Genomic DNA, 21,853 nt, shown 5'->3' with positions numbered 1-21,853 from the left:
TTTAGAGCGGCCTCCCGCATTTTTTGGCATATGCCACATAATTCTGAAATACGTCATTGACATATGCCAACTAGAACTGGCAACTTTCATACAAGAGGCAGGGTTCAAGCTTGGGAGGGGTGAATGAACGTGCCGCGCATGACAGGCCATGCGCTGAGCGGGGGCTGGAACGCCCTTATCGGCGACGTGACGCAAGGCCGGTGGCGTGACCCGGACACGGGCGCTCCCGTTTCCGTTCCCTTCCGCCACATCGACATTGGTGACGGGTTCGCCGAGGCCGCGCCGGACATGCTGAACAGCGTGATGCCGGCGGAAAGCTATGCGGTGGTCTGTGACAGCCATACGGCCGATGCCATGGGCTCGCGCATTGCCAGCCGTATCGGCAACCGGGCCGAGCTTGTGCTTCTCGACCATCCCCATGCAGACATGGCTTGTGTCCGCGCCCTTCAGGAGCGGACGAAGAAGCACGCGGCGCTGGTGGCTGTCGGGTCCGGCACGATCAACGACCTTTGCAAATACGCGACCTATCTCGACGGCCGGTCCTACAGCGTGTTCGGCACCGCGCCCTCCATGAACGGATACACCTCATCCACGGCCTCGATCACGCTCGATTCCGGCCTGAAGACCACTCGCAACGCCCATGCGGCCAAGGGGGTTTTCATCGACATCGCTGTGTCCGCCGGAGCGCCGCAATATCTGATCGGGGCAGGGCTGGGCGACAGCCTGTGCCGGCCGACAGCCCAGGTAGACTGGTATTTCTCTCATGTCATGCTCAGCACACGCTATGCCACTGCACCCTATGTGTTGCAGCAGGACGATGAGCGGGCGGTGCTGGAGCGCACCGCCGGACTTGGTGCACGGGACCACGAGGCCATCGGCTATCTGCAGCGCTTGCTGACCCTCGGCGGCCTCGGCATTGCAGTGGTGGGCATGAGCCATCCGGGCTCCATGGGCGAGCACCAGATTTCCCATTGGATCGACAGTTTCGCAGGCAGCCGTCATCCAGGCACCGTGCATGGACAGCAGGTGGGGGTCGCCTCCATCACCATGGCCCGTTTGCAAGACCGGATCCTGTCCAGGGACGAAGCGCCCCGAGTGAAGCCCTGGCAGCCGGATGAGGCCGCCATCCGCGCCCGCTATCCCGACGCGGCCGTCGAAGACTGCCTTGAGGCCAGCCGGGCCAAGGCGATGGACGAGGCAGCAGCGGCAGCCTTCAACACGCGCCTTGCGGAGCTCTGGCCGGAGCTGCGCCGGACCCTGCGCGCAATGATGCTGGATGCGGACGAAATGGCCGCGCATCTGAGAGCGGCCGGCGGCGGGGCAACGCCCCAGGAAATCGGTCTCGACCGGCAGCTTTATGCGGATGCCCTGCGCTATTGCCGCGAAATGCGCGACCGCTACTCCCTGCTCGATATGGCTGCGGACATGGGCATTCTGGAAGATTTCATTGAGGAAACCGTCTGATGAAACCCCTGCGCGACATGGATGACCGGGCACTGGCGCGCTGCGTGGCCGTGCTGACCGACATCGACGACACGCTGACCACCGATGGCCAACTGCCCGCCGCCGCCTACCAGGCGCTGGAAAAGCTGGCTCAGGCGGGGCTTGCGGTGGTGCCGATCACGGGCCGCCCCGCAGGATGGTGCGACATGATTGCCCGCTTCTGGCCTGTGGCCGGTGTGGTGGGTGAAAATGGCGCCTTCTATTTCTCGTATGACCGGGATGCCCGTGTCATGCGCCAGAAGTTCTTTGCGTCAGGTGAAGAACGGCGGGCCAACAGGGCCAAGCTCGAAGCCCTTCGTGAGAAGATCCTGAGAGAGGTTCCCGGTGCGGGCATTGCCTCCGACCAGCTTTACCGCGAGGCGGATCTGGCCATCGACTTTTGCGAGGACGTTCCCCCGCTGCCGGAAGATCAGGTCCAGCGCATTCTTGATATCTTCGCCGAGGCCGGCGCGGTGGCCAAACTGTCGTCCATCCATGTGAACGGCTGGTTCGGCAACTACGACAAGCTGTCCATGACCCGGATCTTTGCCAAGGACATTCTCGGTCTCGATATCGACCGGGACGGGGACCGGATCGTCTTTGCGGGCGATAGCCCGAACGACGGGCCGATGTTCGGTTTCTTCGTCAATTCCTGTGGCGTCGCGAATGTCCGGGACTTTGATCCGGCCAGCTTCAACCCGCCTGCCTATGTGGCGGATGCCGAAGGCGGCGGTGGCTTCGTGCAGATCGCCGAGCGCATTCTTGAAGCGCGTGGCTCCCTGCGGATAGCGGAGCTGAACCATGCCTGAGACGCGCTACGATCTGGCCATCATCGGCGGCGGCATCAATGGCTGCGGCATCGCCCGCGACGCGGTGGGCAGGGGGTATTCCGTCTTTCTGTGCGAGCAGGGGGACCTGGGCGGAGCGACGTCTTCCGCCTCGACCAAGCTGCTTCACGGCGGCCTGCGCTATCTGGAGCATTACGAATTCCGCCTGGTGCGTGAAGCCTTGGTCGAGCGGGAGGTTCTGTGGGGCATCGCGCCGCATTTCGTCCGGCCCCTGCGCTTCGTGCTGCCGCACGCCAAGGGCATGCGCCCCGCCTGGCTGCTACGCCTCGGCCTCTTCATCTACGATCACCTGGGCGGGCGGAAGCTGCTGCCGGGCACTTCGAAGGTAGAGTTCAAGCGGTCCCCGCTGGGAGAGGGTTTGCGGGACGATCTGACCCTTGGCTTTGAATATTCGGACTGCTGGGTGGAGGACAACCGGCTGGTGGTGTTGAACGCCCGCGATGCCCATGAGCGCGGCGCGGTGATCCGCTCGCGCACCCGCTGCACCAGCGCCAAACCGCTGCCGGGCGGTGGCTGGCGGGTGACGACCCGTGACCTGCTGACCGGACGGGAAGAGACCCTCACCGCCCGCATGCTGATCAACGCGGGCGGCCCCTGGGCGAATGCCGTTGCGCGGGAGATTGCGGGGACACCGCCGAAAGGTCGGATCCGCCAGGTGCAGGGCTCGCATATCGTGGTGCCCAAGCTCTACAGCCATGACCGCTGTTTCATCTTTCAAAATGCGGATGGGCGGATCGTCTTCACCATTCCCTATGAAGATGACTTCACGCTGATCGGCACCACGGACCGGGACTATCCGGGCGATCCGGCCAAGGTGGCGGCCTCGGAGGAGGAGATCGCCTATCTGTGCGGTCTGGCAAGCAGCTACTTCAAGACGCCGGTCACGCCCGCGGACGTGGTCTGGACCTACAGCGGCGTGCGTCCGCTTTATGACGACGGCAGCTCGGAAGCCCAAAAAGCAACCCGGGATTACGTGCTGGAGGTGGACGGCCGCGAGGAGGCGCCCGCTCTCTCTGTTTTCGGCGGGAAAATCACAACTTACAGACGGCTGGCAGAGGCTGCGATGGAGCATATCGTCTCCCGTATCGGCCAACCTGCCAGGGGCGGTCTCGCTGCGGGCTGGACTGGCCGGTTTCCGCTGCCAGGGGGCGGCTTTGCGCCCGGAGAGTTCGATGCGGTGGTGGACAAGTTCCAGAAGGATCACCCGTTCCTGAGCAGGGCTGAGACCGTGCGGCTGGTGCGCCAGTACGGGACCCGTGCGGGAGCCGCCATCGGAGATGCCCGGTCCCGTGAGGAGATGGGACAGGCATTCGGTGCGGGCCTGCACGAGGCGGAGGTCCGCTACCTGCAGGAGGCTGAATGGGCTGTCAGCGCCGAGGATATCGTCTTCCGGCGCAGCAAGCTGGGTCTGCGCATGCGCCCTGACGAGATCGAAGCGCTGGATCACTTCCTGGAGGAGACGGGTGCGGGAGCAGCCGCGCGCAGGGCCTGAGCAATCAGGAAGACAAGGGGGAAGACAGGGGGACTGGCAGACAAGAGAAGCAGCAAGGGACATGAGAGTTCACCTGCCGTGGGGGCGGCGGGAACTGGGAGGAGACATCATGTTTTTAGGCATCGACCTTGGCACGTCCGGGGTGAAGTCGATCTTGATCGACGGGGAGCAGAAACTGGTGGCCGAAGCGGCATCGCGCCCGCTCTCCGTCACTCGCGCCCATCCGGGCTGGTCCGAGCAGGATCCGTCCCTGTGGTGGGACGCCGTCACCGAGACGCTGGATGCTCTGGCCGCCAGCCATCCTGACAAGCTCGCCGCCGTGGAAGGCATCGGATTGTCCGGCCAAATGTATGGCGCAACGGTCCTGGGCGAGGACGGCAAGCCGCTGCGGCAGGCGATCCTTTGGAACGACACCCGCACCGGCGCAGAATGCCGGGAGCTGGAAGCCGCGGTCCCCGACCTTCTGGACCGGGTCGGGCGCAAGCCAACCCCCGGCGTCACCGCCTCCAAGCTTCTCTGGCTGCGCCGCCACGAGCCCGAGCTGTTCGCCCGTATCCATAAGGTGCTGCTCCCAAAGGACTATATCCGCCTGCGGCTGACAGGGGAGATGGTGTCGGACATGGCCGATGCCAGCGGGACCATGTGGGTCGACCTTGCCCGCCGGGATTGGTCGGACGCGATGCTGGCGGCCTGTGGCCTTGACCGGTCGCACATGCCGCGTCTTTGCGAAGGAACAGCGGTTTCCGGGGTGCTTCTGCCCGAACTTGCCAGCCGCTGGGGCATGCACCGGCGGCCCGTGATCGCGGGAGGAGGCGGCGACAATGCCTGCGGCGCCTGCGGCACCGGTGTCATCGAGGATGGTGAGGGCACAGTTTCGCTCGGCACCTCCGGGGTTCTGTTCGTCGCTAACAACACGCCGCGCAATGCCGGCGGAGCGGCCATCGAGTCCCTGTGCCATGCGGTCCCTGACCGCTGGCATCAGATGTCGGTGGTCCTGTCGGCAACATCCTGCCTGACCTGGCTGTCCGCCCGGCTGAAGAAGAGCCCGGCGGAACTTGCAGCCCTTGTCGGTGACAAGCCGCGCCCGGCAACGGATCTGCTCTTTGTCCCCTTTCTGGATGGCTGCTGGTCACCACGGGACGACGCGGCAATCCGGGGCGGTTTTCTCGGCCTGGCCCATCAGCATGACGATGCGGCGATGGCCCAGGCGGTGATGCAGGGAGTGGCCTTTGCGGTGCTGGAATGCGCCAACGCCTTCCGTGCCAGCGGCACGGACCTGAAGCGGCTGCTCGCCATCGGCGGCGGGTCCCGGTCCCGTGTCTGGATGTCGATGCTGGCTACGAGCCTTGGTGTCGAACTGGACCTGCCGGAAGCCAGCGAACTTGGCGCGGCCTTTGGCGCGGCCCGGCTGGGCATGATCGCCGCCAGCAACATGCCGCCGGAAGCGATTCTCAAGCGTCCCGCCATCCGGGGTGTCGTTGAGCCGGAAGCGGCCTTTGCGGCCAGCTATGCGCAAGCCTTTGAACGCTGGGAGGCGTTTACCGGGCTTTGCTGAGGAAGGCTGCCTCCGGGAGGAGACGGATGCAGCGGGAGGAAGGCCCGGCGCGGCGAAATGCGCGGGCGGGCAAAAGTGGAGGAGGATCAGGAATGACCGAGGAAAAGACAGTATCCGGTTTCGACCGCAGGACCTTCATGATGGGCACCGCGGCGCTTGCCGGTGCGGCTGCCTTGTGGCCGAAGGGCCTCAGAGCGGAAGGGGCGAATCCGAACTTTGCCGCCGCTTTGGGCTGGACCACCTATGACTCCGGCCGCCACCTGCAGGACGGGTTCCGGGCCGCCGTTGCCGACCTGGGCGGTACGTTGAATGCGACCGACGCCGGGTTTGATGCCCGCGTCCAGTCCGACCAGATCGACTCGCTGGTGGCAACCAAGCCCGACGCCCTGTTCATCACTCCGGCGGATGCGGCCGCCATTGCCCCGGCTGTCAAGCGGGCGATTGCCGCCGGTATCCCGGTCTTCTGCGCGGACAGCGCGGTGCCGGGCGCGGAAGTGGTGACCACGGCCATGTCGAACAACTTCGGCATGGGACAATATTCCTGCGAGTACATCTGCAAGGCCCTGAACGGCAAGGGCCGGATTGCCCGTGTGATGCTGCCGCAGAACGAGAGCTGGGATCAGCGCACCCTGGGCATGGAATGGACCCTGCGCCGCTATCCGGACATCAAGGTGGTGGCCGAATGGGCTTTTGCGCTGGCAGGCAACATTTCGCCCCGGCAGGCCGTGGACAACATCCTCACCTCCAATCCGGACGTGGATGCCATCTGGTGCGCCTGGGACGGGGCGGCCGTGGAAGGCACGCTGGCGGCTCGCGCCGCAGGCCGCAACGATCTGATCATCACCGGTATCGACGGCGGATCGCAGGCCTTCAACTATATCGCGGGCGGCACGCCGCTGAAGCTCTCCATGGCGCAGAGCTTCTACGAAATGGCCTATGCCTGCGTGTTCTACGCCCATGAGAAGCTCGCCGGGCGCAACACGCCCCGCCTGGTGATCACCCCGACCTACGCCGTGACGCAGGAAATGCTGACCAACGGTATTCCGGACGATTTCGACGTGCCGGGCCGTGCGGCCGAGCTGGGCTGGACCCGCGCTCTGTGACGGAAAAGTCCGCGGGGCCATTGCTGGCTCCGCGGATTCTCGAACGAAAGGGAGCAAGGCTCATGGGAACGCCTATCCTTCAGGCGTCCGGCGTGTCCAAGAGGTTCGGTCCGGTCATGGCCCTCACCGGCGTGGATTTCCGCGTCGAGGCAGGCGAGATCCACGCGCTTCTGGGCATCAACGGCGCAGGCAAATCCACATTCATCAAGATCCTCTCGGGGATCATCCAGAAAGATAGCGGCAGCATCCGCATCGCTGGCAAGAATGTGCACTTCCGCGGGCCGAACGACGCCATCGGCGCGGGCATTGCGACGGTGCAGCAGCATCCCGAGCTGGTGCCGGACATGAGCGGTCTCGACAATATCTTTCTGGGCCGGGAAAGCGCCGGCCGCAGCCTGTTTGCCCGGGTCGACCGTCAGGCGCTGGAAAAGCGCGCCAAGGCGCTGCTGGCCCGGTTCTCCGTGCCGCTGGATCTGTCCAAGCCCGTGGCCCAGATGCCCGCCGTCGAGCGCGAGGCCGTGGCCGTGCTTCAGGCGATCGCCAGTGATGACATCAAGGTTCTGATCCTCGACGAGCCGACCTCGACCCTGACAGAGGTGGAGCGGGAGGACCTGTTCAAGCTCATGCGCCAACTGCGCGCCCAGGGCATTTCGATGATCTACATCACCCATCAGTTGGAAGAGGTGTTCGCCATCGCAGACAGCTTCTCCGTCTTCCGCAACGGCACCTGCGTTGCGCGGATGAGCGTAGAGGAGGCCTGGCGGCAGGACCAGTCTCTGGCGACGCTGATGCTGGGGGAGGAAATCGGCGATGTGTTCCCGGCCCGCCCGGAGGGGCTGGAGATTGGCGAGACCGTCCTCAGTCTGAAGGGGTTTGGCAGTGCGGGCGCTTTTCGCAACGTTCACCTTGAAGCCCGCAAGGGCGAGGTGGTCGGCATCTTCGGGCTGGTCGGCTCGGGCGCGGAAGAACTGGCGAAAGCGGTTTACGGCGTTCAGTCTGCGGAAGAAGGCGAGATGGTGCTGAAGGGCAGGACCCTGGCGCCGAAATCTCCCCGTGAAGCGCTTGATGCGGGCATTTTCCTCGTGCCCGGCGACCGGCGCACGGAAGGGCTGACGCTCACCCGCTCGCCCCTGTTCAACGTGCCGCTGGCCAATCTCAAGCGCGCCAGCGGCGGCGGCTGGATGCTGCGCCGCAGGCAGGTGCGCCAGGACGCCAGCGAGATCACCCGCGCCATGGCCCTGCATCCGCCGAGCCTGACCACGGCGGCCAGCGACTTTTCCGGGGGCAACCAGCAGAAGCTCGTTTTGGCCAAGGGCCTCTACAGGGAAGCGGATCTTTACATTTTTGTGGAGCCGACGGTCGGTGTCGACATTGGCGCAAGGGCCAAGATCTACGCGCTGATCCGGGAGCTGTCCTTACGGGCGGCGGTGATCGTGTTCTCCAGCGACTGCGACGAGGTCAACGGCGTCGCCGACCGGACCATCGCCATGCACAAGGGCCGTCAGGTCGACCCGGGGCCGGAAGGTTTCACCCGCGACCAATTGCTGATGGCCGGCATCATGGGGGAACTCCACGCATGAAACTTCTGTCTCCCCTTCCCTCCATCTGGGGCCGGGCGCTCGTCTTCCTGCTGCTGGTGGTGCTGGTGGCTGCCGGGTTCACCATCGCCGAGCCGCGTTACCTGTCTCACGCCAGCCTCTCCGGCATCGCCCGCCACATGGCGGCCAACGGCCTTGCGGCCCTCGGCCTGACCTTCGTGGTGGTGGTCCGCAAGTTCGACCTGTCGATTGCCGGGGTCGCAGCTTTCACCGCCATGACCATGGGGGCGGTCATTGCGGCGGGCTATCCGCTCTGGGCCGCTGTCGCCATAGGCATTGTGACCGGCGGTCTGATCGGCATGGTCTCCGGCGTTGCCATCAGCCGTTTCGGCATGCCCGATATCGTGACGACCATCGCCACCGGCTCTGTCTGCGCTGGCCTTGCCTTTCTCTACACGGGCGGCCGGTCGATCTTTCAGAACTTCTTCACCAGCGGCATCACCGACTTGAACGATGCTCGCTTCCTGGGGCTGGGCGTGTCGCTGTGGTTCCTGGTCGTGGTCTATGCGGCGGCCTGGTTCGTCATGCACCGCACCCGAACGGGCCATGCTTTTTATGCGGCCGGCGAAAACCCCGTGGCAGCCCATTACTCCGGCATCCAGGTGAAGAACTACGTGGTTCTGGCCTATGTGCTTTGCGCCATCTGCACTGTGCTGGCCGTGCTGCTGATCCTGGCGGAAAGCGGCAATGCGGAGACCAACAAGGGCGCCAACCTGATGATGCCGGCCTATGCGGGCGTCTTCCTGGGCGCGGCCATGATGGCCGGCACCTCCGTGCTGGCGACGTTCGCGGGCATCTTGCTCATCACCATGCTGCTCGACGGCTTCTCGCTTCTGGGCGTGCCCTACTACTACAGCGACGGCGTGGTCAGCCTCATCCTGCTCATGGGTGTGGTGGCGTTCTCCGGTTTCGCCCGCAACTGGGCCAGCTCCTTTGCGGTGTTCTTCCGGGGCAGCGGCAGGACCAACAACAAGAGGGAGTGGCAGGAATGACCATGGCCTATCCGGACCCCGCCTTTCGACGCCCGCGTGCGCGCAAGCTTGCCCGAACAATAACAAACCTCTGGCTTGTCGCCGTGCTCGTGCTGCTGACGCTGGCCATTTCCTCGGTGCGACCGCAACTGGTGGAAAGCACCAACATGATTTCCATGCTGCGCTCCTTTTCCATCATGGCCGTAATGGTGCTGGGACTGACCTGGGTGATCGCGGCAGGACAGATTGACGTCAGCTTCATGCAGGTCGCAGCTCTCGCCAACATGATGACGGCAGCGCTGCTCGCTCATGGCTACGGCTGGAGCGTAGCGATAGCCGTTGCCCTTGGAACCGGCGTGCTGGCGGGGCTGATCAATGGCTGGCTCGTTGCCGCATTGCGGCTGCCCGCCCTGATCGTGACCATCGCCACGGCGGGCATCTGCGCTTCGGCCGCCGCCGCTTTGGGCAAGGGCACCGTGATCCGCATCGCCGATGCGGGGCCGTTGGGCTGGATGCTCAATACCCCTGTCCTGTCAATCGTGCCGGTAATCGTGCTGCCGGTGGCGGTGCTGGCTCTGGCGGCCTGGTACATTCAGGAGCGGCTGACGCTTGGACGCTACATCTATGCCATGGCCCAGAACGAGGCGGCTGTCCGCTCGGTCGGCGTGCCGGTGACCCGGCTGATGATCTTGCTTTTTACCCTGTCCGGCCTTTGCGCGGCCATGGCCGGGGTGATGCTTGCGGCCAGCCTGTCTTCCGGCCAGCCCACCATCGGCGGCCCCTTTCTGATCAACGGCCTGACCGTGGTGCTGCTGGGTGGAATGATGGTGCATGTCGGCAAACCGAACATTCTCGGCACCCTGACCGCGACCCTGTTTCTCGGGGTTCTGTTTAGTGGCGCGGCTCTGCTCGGCCTGCCGGACTATCAGCGCCAGATCATTCAAGGCGTTCTGCTGGCGCTTGGCCTCGGTGTTGCCACATGGGCCGGCCGCCATCATGGCAGCCGCGGCGGGGAGAGCGAAAAATGAGCGGATCGTCTGATGTGTTCATCGGACTGGACTGTGGCACCGGCGGCGCCCGTGCTCTGATCTGCGGCGTGGACGGAAAGCTCCTTGCCGTCGCCAGCAAGGACTATCCCACCCGGTTTCCCCAGCCGGGCCGGGCCGAACAGACCCCGGAAGGCTGGTGGCAGGCAGCCTGCCTCGCCGTCCGGGAGGCTGTTGCGGAAGCGGGCGTCAGCCCCGCCAGCGTGCGCGCCATCTGCGCGGATGGCACCTCCAGCACGCTTGTCGCTCTGGACGAAAATTTGTCCCCTATTGGCGAGGCGATCTTGTGGATGGACAACCGGGCGTCCCCGCAGGCGCACCAGATCCAAGCCAGCGGCCATCCGGCCCTGCGCCGGTCACGGGGCGGTGTCAGCGCGGAAACCGCCCTGCCGAAGATTCTCTGGATCAAGCAGCAGGAACCAGAGCGCTATGCCCGCACCCGCTGGTTCGTCGAGATGGCCGACTACATGGCGCTGCGTCTGTCCGGCCAACTGACCCTTGGCCTCAATCACACGATCAACCGCTGGTTCTACGATCCGCGCCAGGGAGGCTGGCCGCTGAGCCTGTTCGAGGCTGTGGGGCTGGAGGGAATCGAGAGCCGCTTTCCTCCTTGGATGCTGCCCTTCGGCGCGCCCATCAGCCCCTTGAGCGCGGAAGCGGCGGAGGCTCTGGGCCTGACTACCTCGACCCTGACGGTTTGCGGGGGAACCGACGCCTATGTTGCCATGGCCGGGCTCAACACCCTGCGCGACGGCGAGACGGCGCTGATCACCGGCACGTCCCATCTGGTGCTGCCGATGACAGACGCCGACACCGAGGTGGAAGGCATCTTCGGGCCGCATCCCGATTGTGTGGTGCCGGATCTCTTCGTCATGGAAGGCGGGCAGGTGTCCTCCGGCGGCATTTTGCGCTGGTGGCAGGAAGTGGCCTTTGGCCGTGAGAAAAGCGATTTCGAGCGCATGATGCGTGAGGCGGAGGAGGTGCCGCTCGGTGCCAATGGCCTGATCGCGCTGGATTTCTGGCAGGGCAACCGCAATCCCTACATCGACTACGACCTGCAGGGCGCGGTCTGGGGCCTGACCATGAAGCATGGCGCCGCAGACATCACACGGGCGCTGATGGAATCCGTGGTGCTTGGCACGGCCAATATTATCGAGCGCCTGACCGCCAACGGCATTTCCATTGGCAGCATGACCGTGGCCGGGGGCTGTTTGCGCACGCCTTACTGGCTGCAGATGCATGCGGATGCGACCAACCTGACGCTGAGAATCCCCGAGGTGGGCGATGCAACCGCCTTGGGCGCGGCAATCGGCGCCTCTGTCGGAGCTGGCGCTTATGACAGCCTGCAGAGCGCAGCGCGCCAGATGGTCAGGATCAACCGGGAAATCCGGCCCGATCCGTCGCGGCATGCCTCCTACCGCGATCTGCTGGCCCTCTACCGGGAAACCCACGAAGCCCTGAGGCCCCTGATGCACCGTATGGCGGAGCGGACCCGGACAATGCGGCCTGACACCCTGGGCCCTTGAGCCTGATTGCTCAAGGACCAGGCCGCCACCAAGAACAGCCCAAATAGACGGGCCTCTAGCGTGAACCCAAAGGACCCTCCGCCTCGACTGGCGGCGGAATGGTCAAGCTTTGTCAAATGACAGGAAAGGAATGACAATGGCACCACATATCGGAGATCTGGTTGCGGAAATGCTGGCGCGATCCGGAGTCGAGTATGTTTTCGGCATGCCCGGCGGGCAAACCACAGCTTTGCATGACGGGATTTCCCGGCGCTCCGACCGTATCCGCCATATCCTCATGCGCGATGAGCGCAACGCCGCCTATGCGGCAGATGCCTATGCCCGCCTGACCGGCAAGCCGGGCATTTGCGACGTGACCGTCGGTCCCGGCGCCAATCTGCTGCCCGCAGGCTTTCTGGAGGCGCTGAATGCCTCGATTCCCTTGGTCGGCATTATTGGGGAATTGCCGCTCGACTGGCTGCCGCTGAAGGAAAAGGGCATCGCCAGCCAGGGTTTCGACCAGTTGGCCTTCTTCAAGACCTGCTCGAAGGAAGCCTTCCTGGTGCCGTCGGTTGCTGCGCTGCCGGAGTTGATCCGCACCTCCATGCGCATTGCCACCGCCCCGCGGCCTGGTCCGGTCGCCCTGATCATTCCCCATGATATCTTCGATGCGGACTGGGACATGGACACGCTTCTGGCGACCGTCGATGATCGCAGCGTACGCATTCCCTATCTGCGCTCGACCGCGCCCGATGGCGATATTGCCGCCGCAACCGCCTTGATCCGCAAGGCCAAGCGCCCCGCGCTGGTCTGTGGCGGCGGCGTGCATGGCTCGGATGCAGCAAAGGAAGTCACCGCCTTCGCCGACCGTCTCGGGGCGCTGGTGGTCACCAGCCTGTCGGGAAAGGGCTCCGTGCCTGAAACCCGGAGCTACGCGGCGGGGGTGCTCAATCCGCTCGGCTCGAAAGCCGCCATCGATCTCATTCAGGAGGCTGATCTGGTGATCTGGTGCGGCTCCAAGGTCAGCCAGAACACGGGCATGAACTGGACCCTGCCCAAGCCGGACCAGGCGACGATCACCATCGACTTTGATCCGCTCGAACACGGTCGCACTTTCCGCCCCACCGTGCCGCTGTTGGGCGATGTGCGCGAAATCATTACCGCGCTGGATGCAGCTCTTGGCGAGAGCATGGCGGACAGCCGCCCGGACTGGATGGCCCGGATTGCCGAGGCGAAGGCCGAGTGCGACGCGGCGAAGGCGGAGGAAATGCGCTCCGACCAGATCCCGGTTCTGCCGCCGCGCGTCATGGCGGAAATCGACAAGCGCCTGGGGGACAAGGATATTGTCGTCTCCGATGCGTCATTTTCGGCAGGCTGGATCTCCGGCTATATTCCGGCGCGCGAACCGGGGCGCAAGTTCCTCTTTGCCCGCGGGCAGGGCGGTCTTGGTTATTCGGTTCCCGGCGCGATTGGCGCGGCGGCCATTGCCCCGGAGGGGGCGCGGGTGGTCACGGTCGCGGGCGATGGCGCGTTCTCCTATACCATCGGCGAACTGGCCACCCAGGCCCAGTACAACCAGCGCGTGGTCAATGTGGTGATCAACAACGGCAAGCTCGGCTGGATTCAGCTGTGGCAGGAGATCTTCTTCAAGAATGTCCTGTCCTGCGAGTTGGAAAGCCAGAGCAGCGTTCCAGGGTATGCCGCTGCGGCGGCGGGCCTTGGGCTCAAGGGCATCTATGTGGAGAAGCCTGAGGACATTGGTGCGGCCCTCGACGAGGCCTTCGCCCATGACGGGCCGTCGGTGGTGGAGGTGCGCATCGATGACCGGGCAACTCCTATCCACTCTTTCAAGCGGCGCATGCGCGAAACCGAGGACAAGCCCCGTCCACGCCCGGGCACGGTCTACAAGCTGCGTGACTGGAAGATCTCTCCGGATCTTTGATCGGGATCCGGCTGTTTAAAGCTCCCGGAGTTCCGGAGCCCCTGACCCAGCCCTCTGTCCCGGAACCAACTGCGGGTCACGTCTCACACCAACGTGGCCCGCTTTTTTCTCTACCGGGAAGCGGTCATTTGCGCCCGCCTCCTGCTCCTCGTCGAAACGGCTGCACTACAGTTCTGGTCCTTTCGATACGGCCAGAACGAACCTCGAGCTGGATTGGCAGGAAAGGGCAAGGTCAAACCACCATCGCCTCATGGCTATTCCGGCAATCCTAGAGAAAATCGGCTTGCCGCGGCGGAGCATTGTCCGTCAAAATTCGCGTTCCTGCAGGTTATTCCATCTATCCCATGACCCAATATGGTTCCGTCATACCTTTGGAAGGCAACGCCAGACCCTCTTGGATTTGCAATCCACGCAGTTTCCACCATTGACAGCGTCTTGTCATCGGCCTTGCCATCCAGCGCCAAGATGGCACCGGACTGCCATGTCATACGCGCTTTGAAGGTGCCGCTTGCTGCATCGTAGTCGCTAAAAGACACTTCGATCTGGTGCCGTTGGCGACTTAACGTGCCCTCGTCAATATAGATACCTTGAAGGACAACCCCGCTCGTAAGAACGCGTTCCACCGATGAAAAATGTTCGGCGACCCGTTTCCTTTGCGCAGCTTCGGCTTCCTCCCACGCCTTCCTTTCCTCTGCAGCCCTCTTCCGCTCCGCCTCCAATGCGGCTTGCCGCTCTTGCTCGATACGGGCCGCAAGAGCCGTATGCTCGTCCGAGCCTTGCACCACGGCAAGGCCAGAGAAGGCGCCGCGAGGCTCCCCAACAGCGGCGAAGGGCGATCCCTGCAGATCGAATGCGAACACCCATTGCCCTTGATTGAGCGTTGCGGACGAAATGCCATAGACCTTGACGGCGTGGCCCGCCGGAAGCACCTGACGCAACACTAAGACATCTCCCAGCCGCCCCAGCGGCTCGAATGTATCTTCCTTGACTTCAATAGACGCGTTGAACCGGCTCTTGTACAGCGGTTCAATGTTGCTTCCGAAGTTTTGCGTTGCTTCGACCTTGAAGTCTCTAACGTCCCACACCGGCGGAATATCGAACGTGAATGCGTTTCTTATCTGCCTCTCACTTGGCTCGGCGGCGAACGCGGATCCGCTGACGAGCGCCGCGAAGATCGCCGCAACGACGGGAACCGCCAGGAAGACGTTTTTCATTGCTCTCCTCCTGAACGTGGATCAACGAAGATAGGCAGGCCAGTACCGGCGCTCGCGGTCGTGCCAGTACCGGTATCCATTGCCGTCGCGGTAGAAGGTGTAGCAAGTCCGCACGCCCGAATGGCTGTTGGTCGCACACAGGACGCCGTTGTCGTTCATCTGCCAGGTGCCCTGGGCGGTCATCCGGCTGTCGGCATAGCGATAGGTGCCGTCTCTGGAGAACAGGAAGGTGCCCTGGCCTTGGCTCCATTCGCGGCCGATGAAGGCGCTGCGCACCTGTTCGGCGGTGAGGCGGTTGCCGTTATCGGCCGCCGCGGTCTGACAGGCCATCAGGCTCAGCGCGAAAAGCACGGCGAAGCGTGACAGTCTCGGGAACATCATCGCTTACCTCGGCAGCGCGGCTTTGATGCGGTCGAGGATCTTCAGCGACTCCCGCATGGCACCCGCGTCATTCTGCCGATGGGCGCGGTCGTGCAGGACGCGGCCCTCTTCCAGTTGCCGCGTCAGCTCGGCCTTGCGCTTGGCGGCCAGTGAAGCGGCGGCAAGCTGCTGCAAGACCGCGGGGTATTCTGCCGTACCCCGGCAGGCGAGTGCGCTGGACGTCCCCGCCGCCGTGACGAGAAGGCCACCCAGGAGAAGAGCGGCAGGCCGTAGAAAAGATCTGTGTCGGCTGGTCATGGAGGTTCCCGGTTTCCGTATGGATTGTCCAAGCCGCCCACCCTCAACCTGTAAGCAGGCGCCCAGCAACAGCCCGTGTGACGGGCTGCCCGACCATGCTCTTAGGGAGGACTGCATTCGGCGTCATCTACCAACTTGGAAGGCTTGGAAAAATCGGAAGACAAGGAAATTAAACGATAATTATCAACATGTTGACCGGTTTCAGCGTGCTGGCTAAAAAGGACGGACGAGGGTCAGGCCTGGGGGCTGCATGGGGCGCAGACTTGAGAGCATTGAAGAATGGCACAGGCTATTCGATGCCTTGTGCATGGAGCGGGGGCACGTGGACAACGGCAGCCTCGCCAGCGACTACTGTGCCCTCACCAGGAAGAGGACGGACGGGGCCCACGAAACGGCGCTCAAGAGCCTGAACAACTGGCGTCAGGGTGTCCATGTTCCCAATCGCCGCAATTTCCGGCTTCTGACCCTGTTGCTCCAGATCGAGGACGGCGACGATATCCTGCCGCATTGGCATCGGCTTTACGAAGAGGCTCAACGGCGCAAGCCCTCCAATGAGCAGGGTAACGACAAGAACGGCGACGCCACGGACTTGCAGGAGCTTGCGCCGCGGATCACCGTCGGCGCGTCCCGTCGCTCGCGCCGCTGGCCGATTGCCGCTGTAATCGCCGTTGCGATTGTCTTGGTGGGCGGCATGGGGATCGGATTGATCGGTTGGCAGAAACCGGAGCCTCAAGTCGCCGTGCGGAAGAAGCCGGAGGCCGGCGAGCCGGTCATCGACATGACCGGTGAGCGCATTTACTGGCGCGAGCTTTCCGAGGTGAGGGTTGGCGAGTCGGTCGTGATCCATGCCAAGCGCGGACGCTGCGGCGAACAGCCACCATCTTGGGAAGAGACGTTCGAGTACCTTCCGGAACTCGCCACGGGCATTTGGTCGGACGGAGGCGTCGGGTTCCGGATCAGCCGATCCTGCGGCGGCGCGACGCCGGCACGGGCGGTCGTGTTCACCGCCACGCGGCCCGGCGAAGAGCGGTTCATGCTCTACGAGGACCAGATCACGATCCGCGTGGACGAGTAGGGGGCTGTCGCCGAAGTCAGCGGAAGTCAGCCGAATCCGGCTCTCGGGCCGGATCGTTCCGGAGCGGCAGGCCATGCCCTCGGTTTTTGCGAGGGCTGTCCTCATCTCATCCGACTGGTCCCCTCGGGTTCGAGGCGCTAATCAAAACCAGCTTTCGGGCGCAGTCCCGGCCGGCATGCAGACCTGCTGCGCGCCGCCGCCCGCTGCCCAGCCAGTCGATCCCTCGCGATCATCGCCAGCCAGACCGAAGCGACAGATTGCTGCGCGCGACCCGGCCTCCCGCCGCGGTTCCGACGCGCCTGCGCCCGTCCACGGGCGCGACGGGGGCCATTTGCGATGTTCAAACCACTCGCCGGTATTCTTCTGACACTTGTCGCAAGCCTTGCCCTGCCAGCGGGGCCGTCGGCGCTGCGCGCCGAGCCGGAGGCGCCGCTCGTCATCGCCGATCCACGCGGCGATCGCGGCCTGCTCGCGCCCTTCGCCCATCGGCGCGACGGCATGGGCTATATCTACACCGGGTTCCTCTTCGACACGCTGGTGGAGAAGGACGAGACCGGCGCCTTCGTGCCCGGCCTTGCGCTGCACTGGCAGGCCAGCGGCGACGGGCTCGTCTACGACATCGATCTCGACCCCTCGGCGCGCTGGCAGGACGGACATCCGCTCACCGCGCAGGACGTCGCCTTCACGGTGGACTATCTGCGCCGGCACCGGCACGGCTTCGTCTCCGTCGAGGCGATCGGCGAGGCGGTGGCGCTGGACGAGGCCCGGCTCCGCCTGAGGCTCACGCGCCCGGATGCCGGCTTTGTCGGCGAGGTGCTCGCCGGCATGCCGGTCCTGCCCGCCCATGTCTATCGCGACATCGAGGATCCGCAGCGGTTCGCCAGCCTGGAGGCGGCGGCCGGCAGCGGACCGTACCGGCTGGCGACTTTCGACAAGGCGCAGGGGCGCTACCGGCTGGAGGCGGTTGCCGGCCACCGGGCGGGGCCGCCGCGCTTCAGCACGGTCGTCATCACCAGGCTCGCGCCCGAGGCGGCGGCGCTGGCGCTGATCCGCGGCGAGGCGGACATCGTGCCGAACCTGATGCCGGCGAAAGCGGCGGAGGTCGCGGCGGCCGGCAAGCTGGTGATCGAAACCTCGAGCGGGCATCCGGTGCGCCTGCTGTTCAACCACCGCAATCCGGTTCTGGCCCCGCTCGCGGTGCGGCGCGCGCTGGCTCACGCGCTCGACCGGCAGGCGCTCGCCGACATTGCCTATCAGGGCCATGCGCAGGTCGCCGAGGCCGGCTATTTCCAGAAAGGCTCGCGCTGGCTTCGGGATGGCGGGCTGCCTGGCTACGCGTTCGATCCGCAGCAGGCCGAGCGTCTCCTGACGGAGGCCGGCTGGACGCGCGATGCGGCTGGCAATTGGCAGACGGAGGGCGCGCCCGACACGTTGCGGCTCGTGGTCGGCGAGGACATGCGCCGACTGGCGGTGACGCTGGCCGACCAGTTCGCAAGATTCGGGCTGAAGGTCGCCCTCTCGGTGTTGGAGCAAGGCGCCCTGCAGGACCGCCTGGCCTCCGATGAGTTCGACCTCGCCCTTGCGTCGACCAGCACGCTCGGCGATCCCAACGGGATCGGCCGGCGGATCGTCGGTGACGACTGGCGCCACGACCGCTTTCCCGGCGATCAGAACTTGCGCGACCTGCTCCGGCGCCAGTCGGAGGCGCTCGATGCGGACGAGCGGCAGCGCCTCCTGTGGCAGTTCGAGGATCTCTATCTCGCCCAGCTTCCCTCCTTGATGCTGGTCGATCCCGTGTGGATGACGGGGCACTCGCCGCGCGTTGTGCCGGTGATGCCGGCCGATGGCGTCGCCATCGGCATTCCGAGCCCGCTGCACAGGTCGCTGTTCTACCGTCCCGGCGCGCTCTAGGGAGGCCGAGGTGGCGGCAGGCTTCCCGTCTCGTGCCGGCCGAATGGTCCTCGACCGGGCCCTCGCCCTGCTGCTGGTCGTTGCCCTCGGCTTCCTGCTGCCGCGCTTCATGCCGGGCGATCCGGTCGAGTTGCAGCGGGCCTCGGACCTCGATCTCGGCCTTGCGGCTGCGCAGCGCGAGACGCTGAGGCAGGTGATGGGCCTCGGTGGATCGCTCGGCGAGCAGTTTCTGACCTATTGCGCCGCGCTCCTGTCCGGCGATCTCGGCTTTTCGGTGGCCCATGCCGCGCCGGTGTCGCAGGTCGTGGCGGGTGCCCTTGCGTGGACGAGCCTGCTCGTGCTGCTCGCCTTTCCGATCTATCTGCTGATCGGGCCCTGGCTCGGCATCGAGTCGGGCCTTGCCCCGGAGCGACCGCTCGGCCGAGGCCTTCTCGTCGGCCTGTCGGCGCTGGGCAGCGTGCCGCCCTACGCCGTCTCGATCCTGCTGCTGTGGCTTCTTGCGGTCGCGGTCCCGTTGTTTCCGCTGGGCGGGGCGGAGGCGCTGCTTCCCCCCGCCGATCCCCTCGTCAGGATTGCCGGGGTGCTGCATCATGCGGCCTTGCCGGCGCTGGCGCTTGCCACCCACGAGATCGTCCGCTTTTTCTTTCTGAGCCGCGGCGCGACTCTTGCCCTGTCGCTGCGGCCCTTCGTGATCAACGCCCGGGCGCGGGGCATCGCCGGCTGGCGGCTGCGCGTCACCTATCTCGCCCGCAGCCTAGCGCCGGTGCTGGCAGGGCGTCTCGGCGACACGCTGGCCGGCCAGTTCTCCGTCGTCCTGTTCGTGGAGATCGTGTTCTCCTATCCCGGCATCGGCCTGGTGATCCATGAGGCGATCCGCGCCCGCGACCTTGCGCTTCTGCAGGGAGCGGTGATCTGTCTCGCCGCAGCGATCCTGGTCCTGAACGCGCTGCTCGACGGACTGGCCGGCCGGCTGGCGCGCAGGGGCTGAGCCATGGTCTGCAGCGTTCCGGCCCCTGGCCGCCAGCGAAATTCGCCGAAGCGCGGCCCGGCCGGCCGCCGACCGGCGCTTCGCCGCCTGTTGGGCCGAGGCCTTGGTCTCGCCATCGCGGTCGTTCTGCTGGTGTCCGGCATCGGCCTGCCGCCGCCGGCGACCGGGCCCGATATCCTCATGGCGCCCGGCTTCGCCCATCCTCTCGGCACCAACGATATCGGCCAGGACGTGCTGGCCGGCCTGCTGGCGGCAACGCCGAACTCGATCGCCATCGCGTTCCTGGCTGCGGCGGCGACGCTGGCGCTCGCGATCCTCGGCGGTCTTGCCGCAGCGTGCGGCGGCCGGATCGTCCAGGCGCTGGTGTTGCGTCTGGTCGACATCCTGCAGATCCTGCCCTCGATCCTGATCCTGCTGGTGGTGGCCGCCTCGCTCGAGCCGGGCCTCGTCACCCTCGTGCTGCTGCTCGCCCTGACCAACTGGCACGACGACGTGCGGGTGGTGCGCGCCCTGATCCTGCGCGAACTCACCCGCGAGAGCCTGCAGCAGGCACGGCTGGTCGGGTATGGCTGGTCCTACCTGTCGGTCCGGCACCTGTTGCCGCCGATCGCCCCGGAACTGCGGGCGTTGGCGCTTGAGAGCGTCCGGCGGGCGGCGCTCAAGACCGCCGGACTGGGCTTTCTGGGACTTGTCGATCCGCAACTGCCGACCTGGGGCGGGATGATGCAGGACGCCCTTGGCCACCTCACCACGCCGGCCTGGGCCTGGCTGATGCTGCCTCCGGCGGTGACGCTGGCCCTGTTCCTGCTGACGATACAGCGCCTCTCCGGCGACCCGTCGGGCCGCACCGCCGCCGAGGCAGAAGCATGATCGAGGTAACCGACCTGTCGCTCGCCATCGGCGGACGCCTGCTGCTCGACCGCGTCGACCTGCGGGTCTCGCCCGGCGAGACCTATGCCCTGCTCGGGCCGTCCGGCTGCGGCAAGAGCAGTCTCGCCCGGCTGCTCACCGGGCTTCTGCCGGGCAGGCCCGCCGCGCGCGAAACGCTTGCCGGCCGGCCGGCCGCCGGGGCCCGCTGGGCCGGCGCGGCCCGCGTCTGCGACACGGACATGCTCGCCGCCGGACCCCGCCGCCTGCGCCGCCTCTACGGGCGCGCCATCGGCCTTGTGGTGCAGGGGCTCGGCGATGCGCTCAATCCGCATCTGACGGTTGCCGGCCACGTTGCCGAAATGCTCGCGGTGCATGGCAGCGATGGGCGGAGCGTGCGCGAGATCTGCCTGGACTACGATCTTCCCGAGGTGCTTCACGACCGATATCCAGCCCATCTCAGCGGTGGTGAAATCCAGCGCGTGCTGCTTGCCCTCGCGCTCATCCCGCGGCCGCGGGTGCTGATCCTCGACGAGCCGACGGCCTCGCTCGACCCCGCCAGCCGCGACCGCGCGCTGCGCAGCCTCGCCAGGCGGGCGGAGGAGCGGGCGCAGATCCTCATCACCCATGATCGCGATCTCGCCGCTCGCTTTGCCGCACGCGCCGGCTGGCTCGAGAACGGTCGATTGCAGCCGGGCCTGCCCGCTCGGCGTCCTCCGGCAACGGTGCTGCGGGATGTCGCCGGATCCGCCCCATGCCGGGCAGGCGCGACCGCGCGGCTGCGGCTGCAGGCGGTCAGCCACGCGGTTGGCAACCGCTGCCTGTTCGACGGGGTGTCGATCACCATCGCGTCCGGCGGCTGCGCCACGGTGTGCGGTCCGAGCGGCAGCGGCAAGTCGACGCTGGCGCGGCTGGCTGCCGGGCTGATCGCGCCGCAGCAGGGCGAGGTTACGGTCCTGGAAGGGGAAGAGGGCAGCGGCAAGGGCCGGCATCTCGCGCTGCCTCGCGCTGCCTGCGCCCTGGTCAGCCAGCATCCGCACCGCGCGATGGCGCCGCATTTCACGGTGCGCGAGGTGCTCGCCGAGGTGCTGCAGGCCCCGGAGCGGCGGCCGGCGCGGGTCTGGCCCTGGCCGAGCCGCGCCGCGCGCGCGGCGACGGATGATCGGATCGAGCGTCTTTTGACGCAGGTCGGACTGCCGGTGGCGGCGGATTTCCTTGGCCGACGGGTCGCCGTGCTGTCCGGCGGCGAGGCGCAGCGCCTCGCGATCGCCCGCGCGCTGGCGCGCGCGCCGGCGTTTCTGGTGGCCGACGAGCCGACCGCGGCGCTCGATGCGGACACCCGTGACCAGATCGTGCGGCTGCTTGCGGACCTCGTGCGCCGGGGCGCGGGCTTGCTGCTCGTCACCCATGATCCGGCCGTCGCGGCGACGCTCGGCGGCGCGCGGCACACGCTTGCCGGGGGTGTGCTGATGCGACTGCCTGACGGGGAGCGCCGGGGCCCGGCGCCGGCGTCGCGCCCTGGAGCCGGAGCCGGGGTCGCGAGCGGGCGTGCGGAGCACGGATGAAATGCACGCAGCG

The 21,853-nt window shown here is 65.9% G+C and carries 18 protein-coding genes; 15 read left to right on the top strand and 3 right to left on the bottom strand.

Features of this window, described 5'->3' with window-relative positions; translation table 11 throughout:
- Positions 1-123: 123 nt before the first annotated feature.
- The 10 genes from P2PM1_RS13785 (at position 124) to P2PM1_RS13740 (ending at position 13,542) form a co-directional block, all read left to right on the top strand.
- Entirely contained in the window at positions 124-1,464 is a 1,341-nt protein-coding gene (locus P2PM1_RS13785; protein WP_186386124.1) for a sn-glycerol-1-phosphate dehydrogenase, read from the top strand.
- Positions 1,464-2,291 carry an HAD-IIB family hydrolase gene (locus P2PM1_RS13780; RefSeq protein ID WP_186399425.1) on the top strand — a complete coding sequence of 276 codons (828 nt, stop codon included), beginning with the start codon at positions 1,464-1,466 and terminating at the stop codon, positions 2,289-2,291. Before P2PM1_RS13785 ends, P2PM1_RS13780 begins: the two co-directional genes overlap by 1 nt.
- Complete coding sequence (gene glpD, locus P2PM1_RS13775; RefSeq protein WP_186399424.1) at positions 2,284-3,822, top strand: glycerol-3-phosphate dehydrogenase; 1,539 nt, start codon at positions 2,284-2,286, stop codon at positions 3,820-3,822. Before P2PM1_RS13780 ends, glpD begins: the two co-directional genes overlap by 8 nt.
- The gene (gene xylB / locus P2PM1_RS13770; protein ID WP_371636724.1) at positions 3,794-5,377 is read left to right on the top strand and encodes a xylulokinase; all 1,584 of its coding nucleotides are present in this window, start codon (positions 3,794-3,796) and stop codon (positions 5,375-5,377) included. Before glpD ends, xylB begins: the two co-directional genes overlap by 29 nt.
- A 140-nt stretch (positions 5,378-5,517) precedes the next feature.
- The gene (locus P2PM1_RS13765) at positions 5,518-6,480 is read left to right on the top strand and encodes a sugar ABC transporter substrate-binding protein (protein WP_244301504.1); all 963 of its coding nucleotides are present in this window, start codon (positions 5,518-5,520) and stop codon (positions 6,478-6,480) included.
- A 62-nt stretch (positions 6,481-6,542) separates the two neighbouring features.
- Entirely contained in the window at positions 6,543-8,060 is a 1,518-nt protein-coding gene (locus tag P2PM1_RS13760) for a sugar ABC transporter ATP-binding protein (protein WP_186399423.1), read from the top strand.
- Complete coding sequence (locus P2PM1_RS13755; RefSeq protein WP_186399422.1) at positions 8,057-9,070, top strand: ABC transporter permease; 1,014 nt, start codon at positions 8,057-8,059, stop codon at positions 9,068-9,070. Before P2PM1_RS13760 ends, P2PM1_RS13755 begins: the two co-directional genes overlap by 4 nt.
- Positions 9,067-10,077: an ABC transporter permease gene (locus P2PM1_RS13750; protein ID WP_186399421.1), complete on the top strand. Its 1,011-nt coding sequence runs from the start codon at positions 9,067-9,069 to the stop codon at positions 10,075-10,077. The genes P2PM1_RS13755 and P2PM1_RS13750 overlap by 4 nt, the downstream gene beginning before the upstream one ends.
- Entirely contained in the window at positions 10,074-11,621 is a 1,548-nt protein-coding gene (locus P2PM1_RS13745; protein WP_186399420.1) for a ribulokinase, read from the top strand. The genes P2PM1_RS13750 and P2PM1_RS13745 overlap by 4 nt, the downstream gene beginning before the upstream one ends.
- Positions 11,622-11,730: 109 nt before the next feature.
- A complete protein-coding gene (locus P2PM1_RS13740) occupies positions 11,731-13,542 on the top strand; it encodes a thiamine pyrophosphate-binding protein (RefSeq protein ID WP_208985270.1) in 1,812 nt (603 codons plus the stop codon).
- A gap of 254 nt (positions 13,543-13,796) precedes the next feature.
- Here P2PM1_RS13740 and P2PM1_RS13735 read toward each other — a convergent pair whose 3' ends face one another.
- Genes P2PM1_RS13735 through P2PM1_RS13725 form a run of 3 tightly spaced genes read right to left on the bottom strand, consistent with a single transcriptional unit; the run spans position 13,797 to position 15,311 of the window.
- Positions 13,797-14,756: a hypothetical protein gene (locus tag P2PM1_RS13735; RefSeq protein WP_186399419.1), complete on the bottom strand. Its 960-nt coding sequence runs from the start codon at positions 14,754-14,756 to the stop codon at positions 13,797-13,799.
- A 21-nt stretch (positions 14,757-14,777) separates the two neighbouring features.
- Positions 14,778-15,137, bottom strand: coding sequence for a DUF995 domain-containing protein (locus tag P2PM1_RS13730; RefSeq protein WP_186399418.1), 360 nt, complete (start codon positions 15,135-15,137; stop codon positions 14,778-14,780).
- 3 nt (positions 15,138-15,140) lie between these two features.
- Complete coding sequence (locus tag P2PM1_RS13725) at positions 15,141-15,311, bottom strand: hypothetical protein (RefSeq protein WP_186386114.1); 171 nt, start codon at positions 15,309-15,311, stop codon at positions 15,141-15,143.
- 445 nt (positions 15,312-15,756) lie between these two features.
- On the opposite strand from P2PM1_RS13725, the gene P2PM1_RS13720 reads away from it, so the two are divergent.
- From P2PM1_RS13720 to P2PM1_RS13700, 5 genes are all read left to right on the top strand, one after another.
- Positions 15,757-16,509 (top strand): hypothetical protein, encoded by a 753-nt coding sequence (locus P2PM1_RS13720; protein ID WP_186399417.1) that lies wholly within the window; start codon positions 15,757-15,759, stop codon positions 16,507-16,509.
- A 336-nt stretch (positions 16,510-16,845) separates the two neighbouring features.
- Positions 16,846-18,420, top strand: coding sequence for an ABC transporter substrate-binding protein (locus P2PM1_RS13715; protein ID WP_186399416.1), 1,575 nt, complete (start codon positions 16,846-16,848; stop codon positions 18,418-18,420).
- Positions 18,421-18,430: 10 nt separating this feature from the next.
- On the top strand, positions 18,431-19,408 hold the full coding sequence (locus P2PM1_RS13710; protein WP_186399415.1) for an ABC transporter permease: 978 nt from the start codon (positions 18,431-18,433) through the stop codon (positions 19,406-19,408).
- Between the two features lie 90 nt (positions 19,409-19,498).
- Positions 19,499-20,278: an ABC transporter permease gene (locus tag P2PM1_RS13705; protein ID WP_186399414.1), complete on the top strand. Its 780-nt coding sequence runs from the start codon at positions 19,499-19,501 to the stop codon at positions 20,276-20,278.
- Positions 20,275-21,840, top strand: a complete 1,566-nt coding sequence (locus P2PM1_RS13700) for an ABC transporter ATP-binding protein (protein ID WP_186399413.1) — start codon at positions 20,275-20,277, stop codon at positions 21,838-21,840. Before P2PM1_RS13705 ends, P2PM1_RS13700 begins: the two co-directional genes overlap by 4 nt.
- Positions 21,841-21,853 lie beyond the last annotated feature (13 nt).

Source organism: Stappia sp. P2PMeth1 (genome assembly GCF_900185735.1).
GTDB lineage: Bacteria > Pseudomonadota > Alphaproteobacteria > Rhizobiales > Stappiaceae > Stappia.
The sequence above is the reverse complement of the archived record's forward strand: the minus strand, read 5'-3'. Positions and strand labels throughout refer to the sequence as shown.

Excerpts from the sequence above, each read along its gene's own strand:
- P2PM1_RS13785 (WP_186386124.1), top strand. The coding sequence starts at position 124 with ATGAACGTGCCGCGCATGACAGGCCATGCGCTGAGCGGGGGCTGGAAC.
- P2PM1_RS13760 (WP_186399423.1), top strand. The coding sequence starts at position 6,543 with ATGGGAACGCCTATCCTTCAGGCGTCCGGCGTGTCCAAGAGGTTCGGT.
- glpD (WP_186399424.1), top strand. The coding sequence starts at position 2,284 with ATGCCTGAGACGCGCTACGATCTGGCCATCATCGGCGGCGGCATCAAT.
- P2PM1_RS13735 (WP_186399419.1), bottom strand. The coding sequence starts at position 14,756 with ATGAAAAACGTCTTCCTGGCGGTTCCCGTCGTTGCGGCGATCTTCGCG.
- P2PM1_RS13700 (WP_186399413.1), top strand. The coding sequence starts at position 20,275 with ATGATCGAGGTAACCGACCTGTCGCTCGCCATCGGCGGACGCCTGCTG.
- P2PM1_RS13750 (WP_186399421.1), top strand. The coding sequence starts at position 9,067 with ATGACCATGGCCTATCCGGACCCCGCCTTTCGACGCCCGCGTGCGCGC.
- P2PM1_RS13745 (WP_186399420.1), top strand. The coding sequence starts at position 10,074 with ATGAGCGGATCGTCTGATGTGTTCATCGGACTGGACTGTGGCACCGGC.
- P2PM1_RS13715 (WP_186399416.1), top strand. The coding sequence starts at position 16,846 with ATGTTCAAACCACTCGCCGGTATTCTTCTGACACTTGTCGCAAGCCTT.
- P2PM1_RS13780 (WP_186399425.1), top strand. The coding sequence starts at position 1,464 with ATGAAACCCCTGCGCGACATGGATGACCGGGCACTGGCGCGCTGCGTG.
- P2PM1_RS13765 (WP_244301504.1), top strand. The coding sequence starts at position 5,518 with ATGGGCACCGCGGCGCTTGCCGGTGCGGCTGCCTTGTGGCCGAAGGGC.
- P2PM1_RS13730 (WP_186399418.1), bottom strand. The coding sequence starts at position 15,137 with ATGATGTTCCCGAGACTGTCACGCTTCGCCGTGCTTTTCGCGCTGAGC.
- P2PM1_RS13755 (WP_186399422.1), top strand. The coding sequence starts at position 8,057 with ATGAAACTTCTGTCTCCCCTTCCCTCCATCTGGGGCCGGGCGCTCGTC.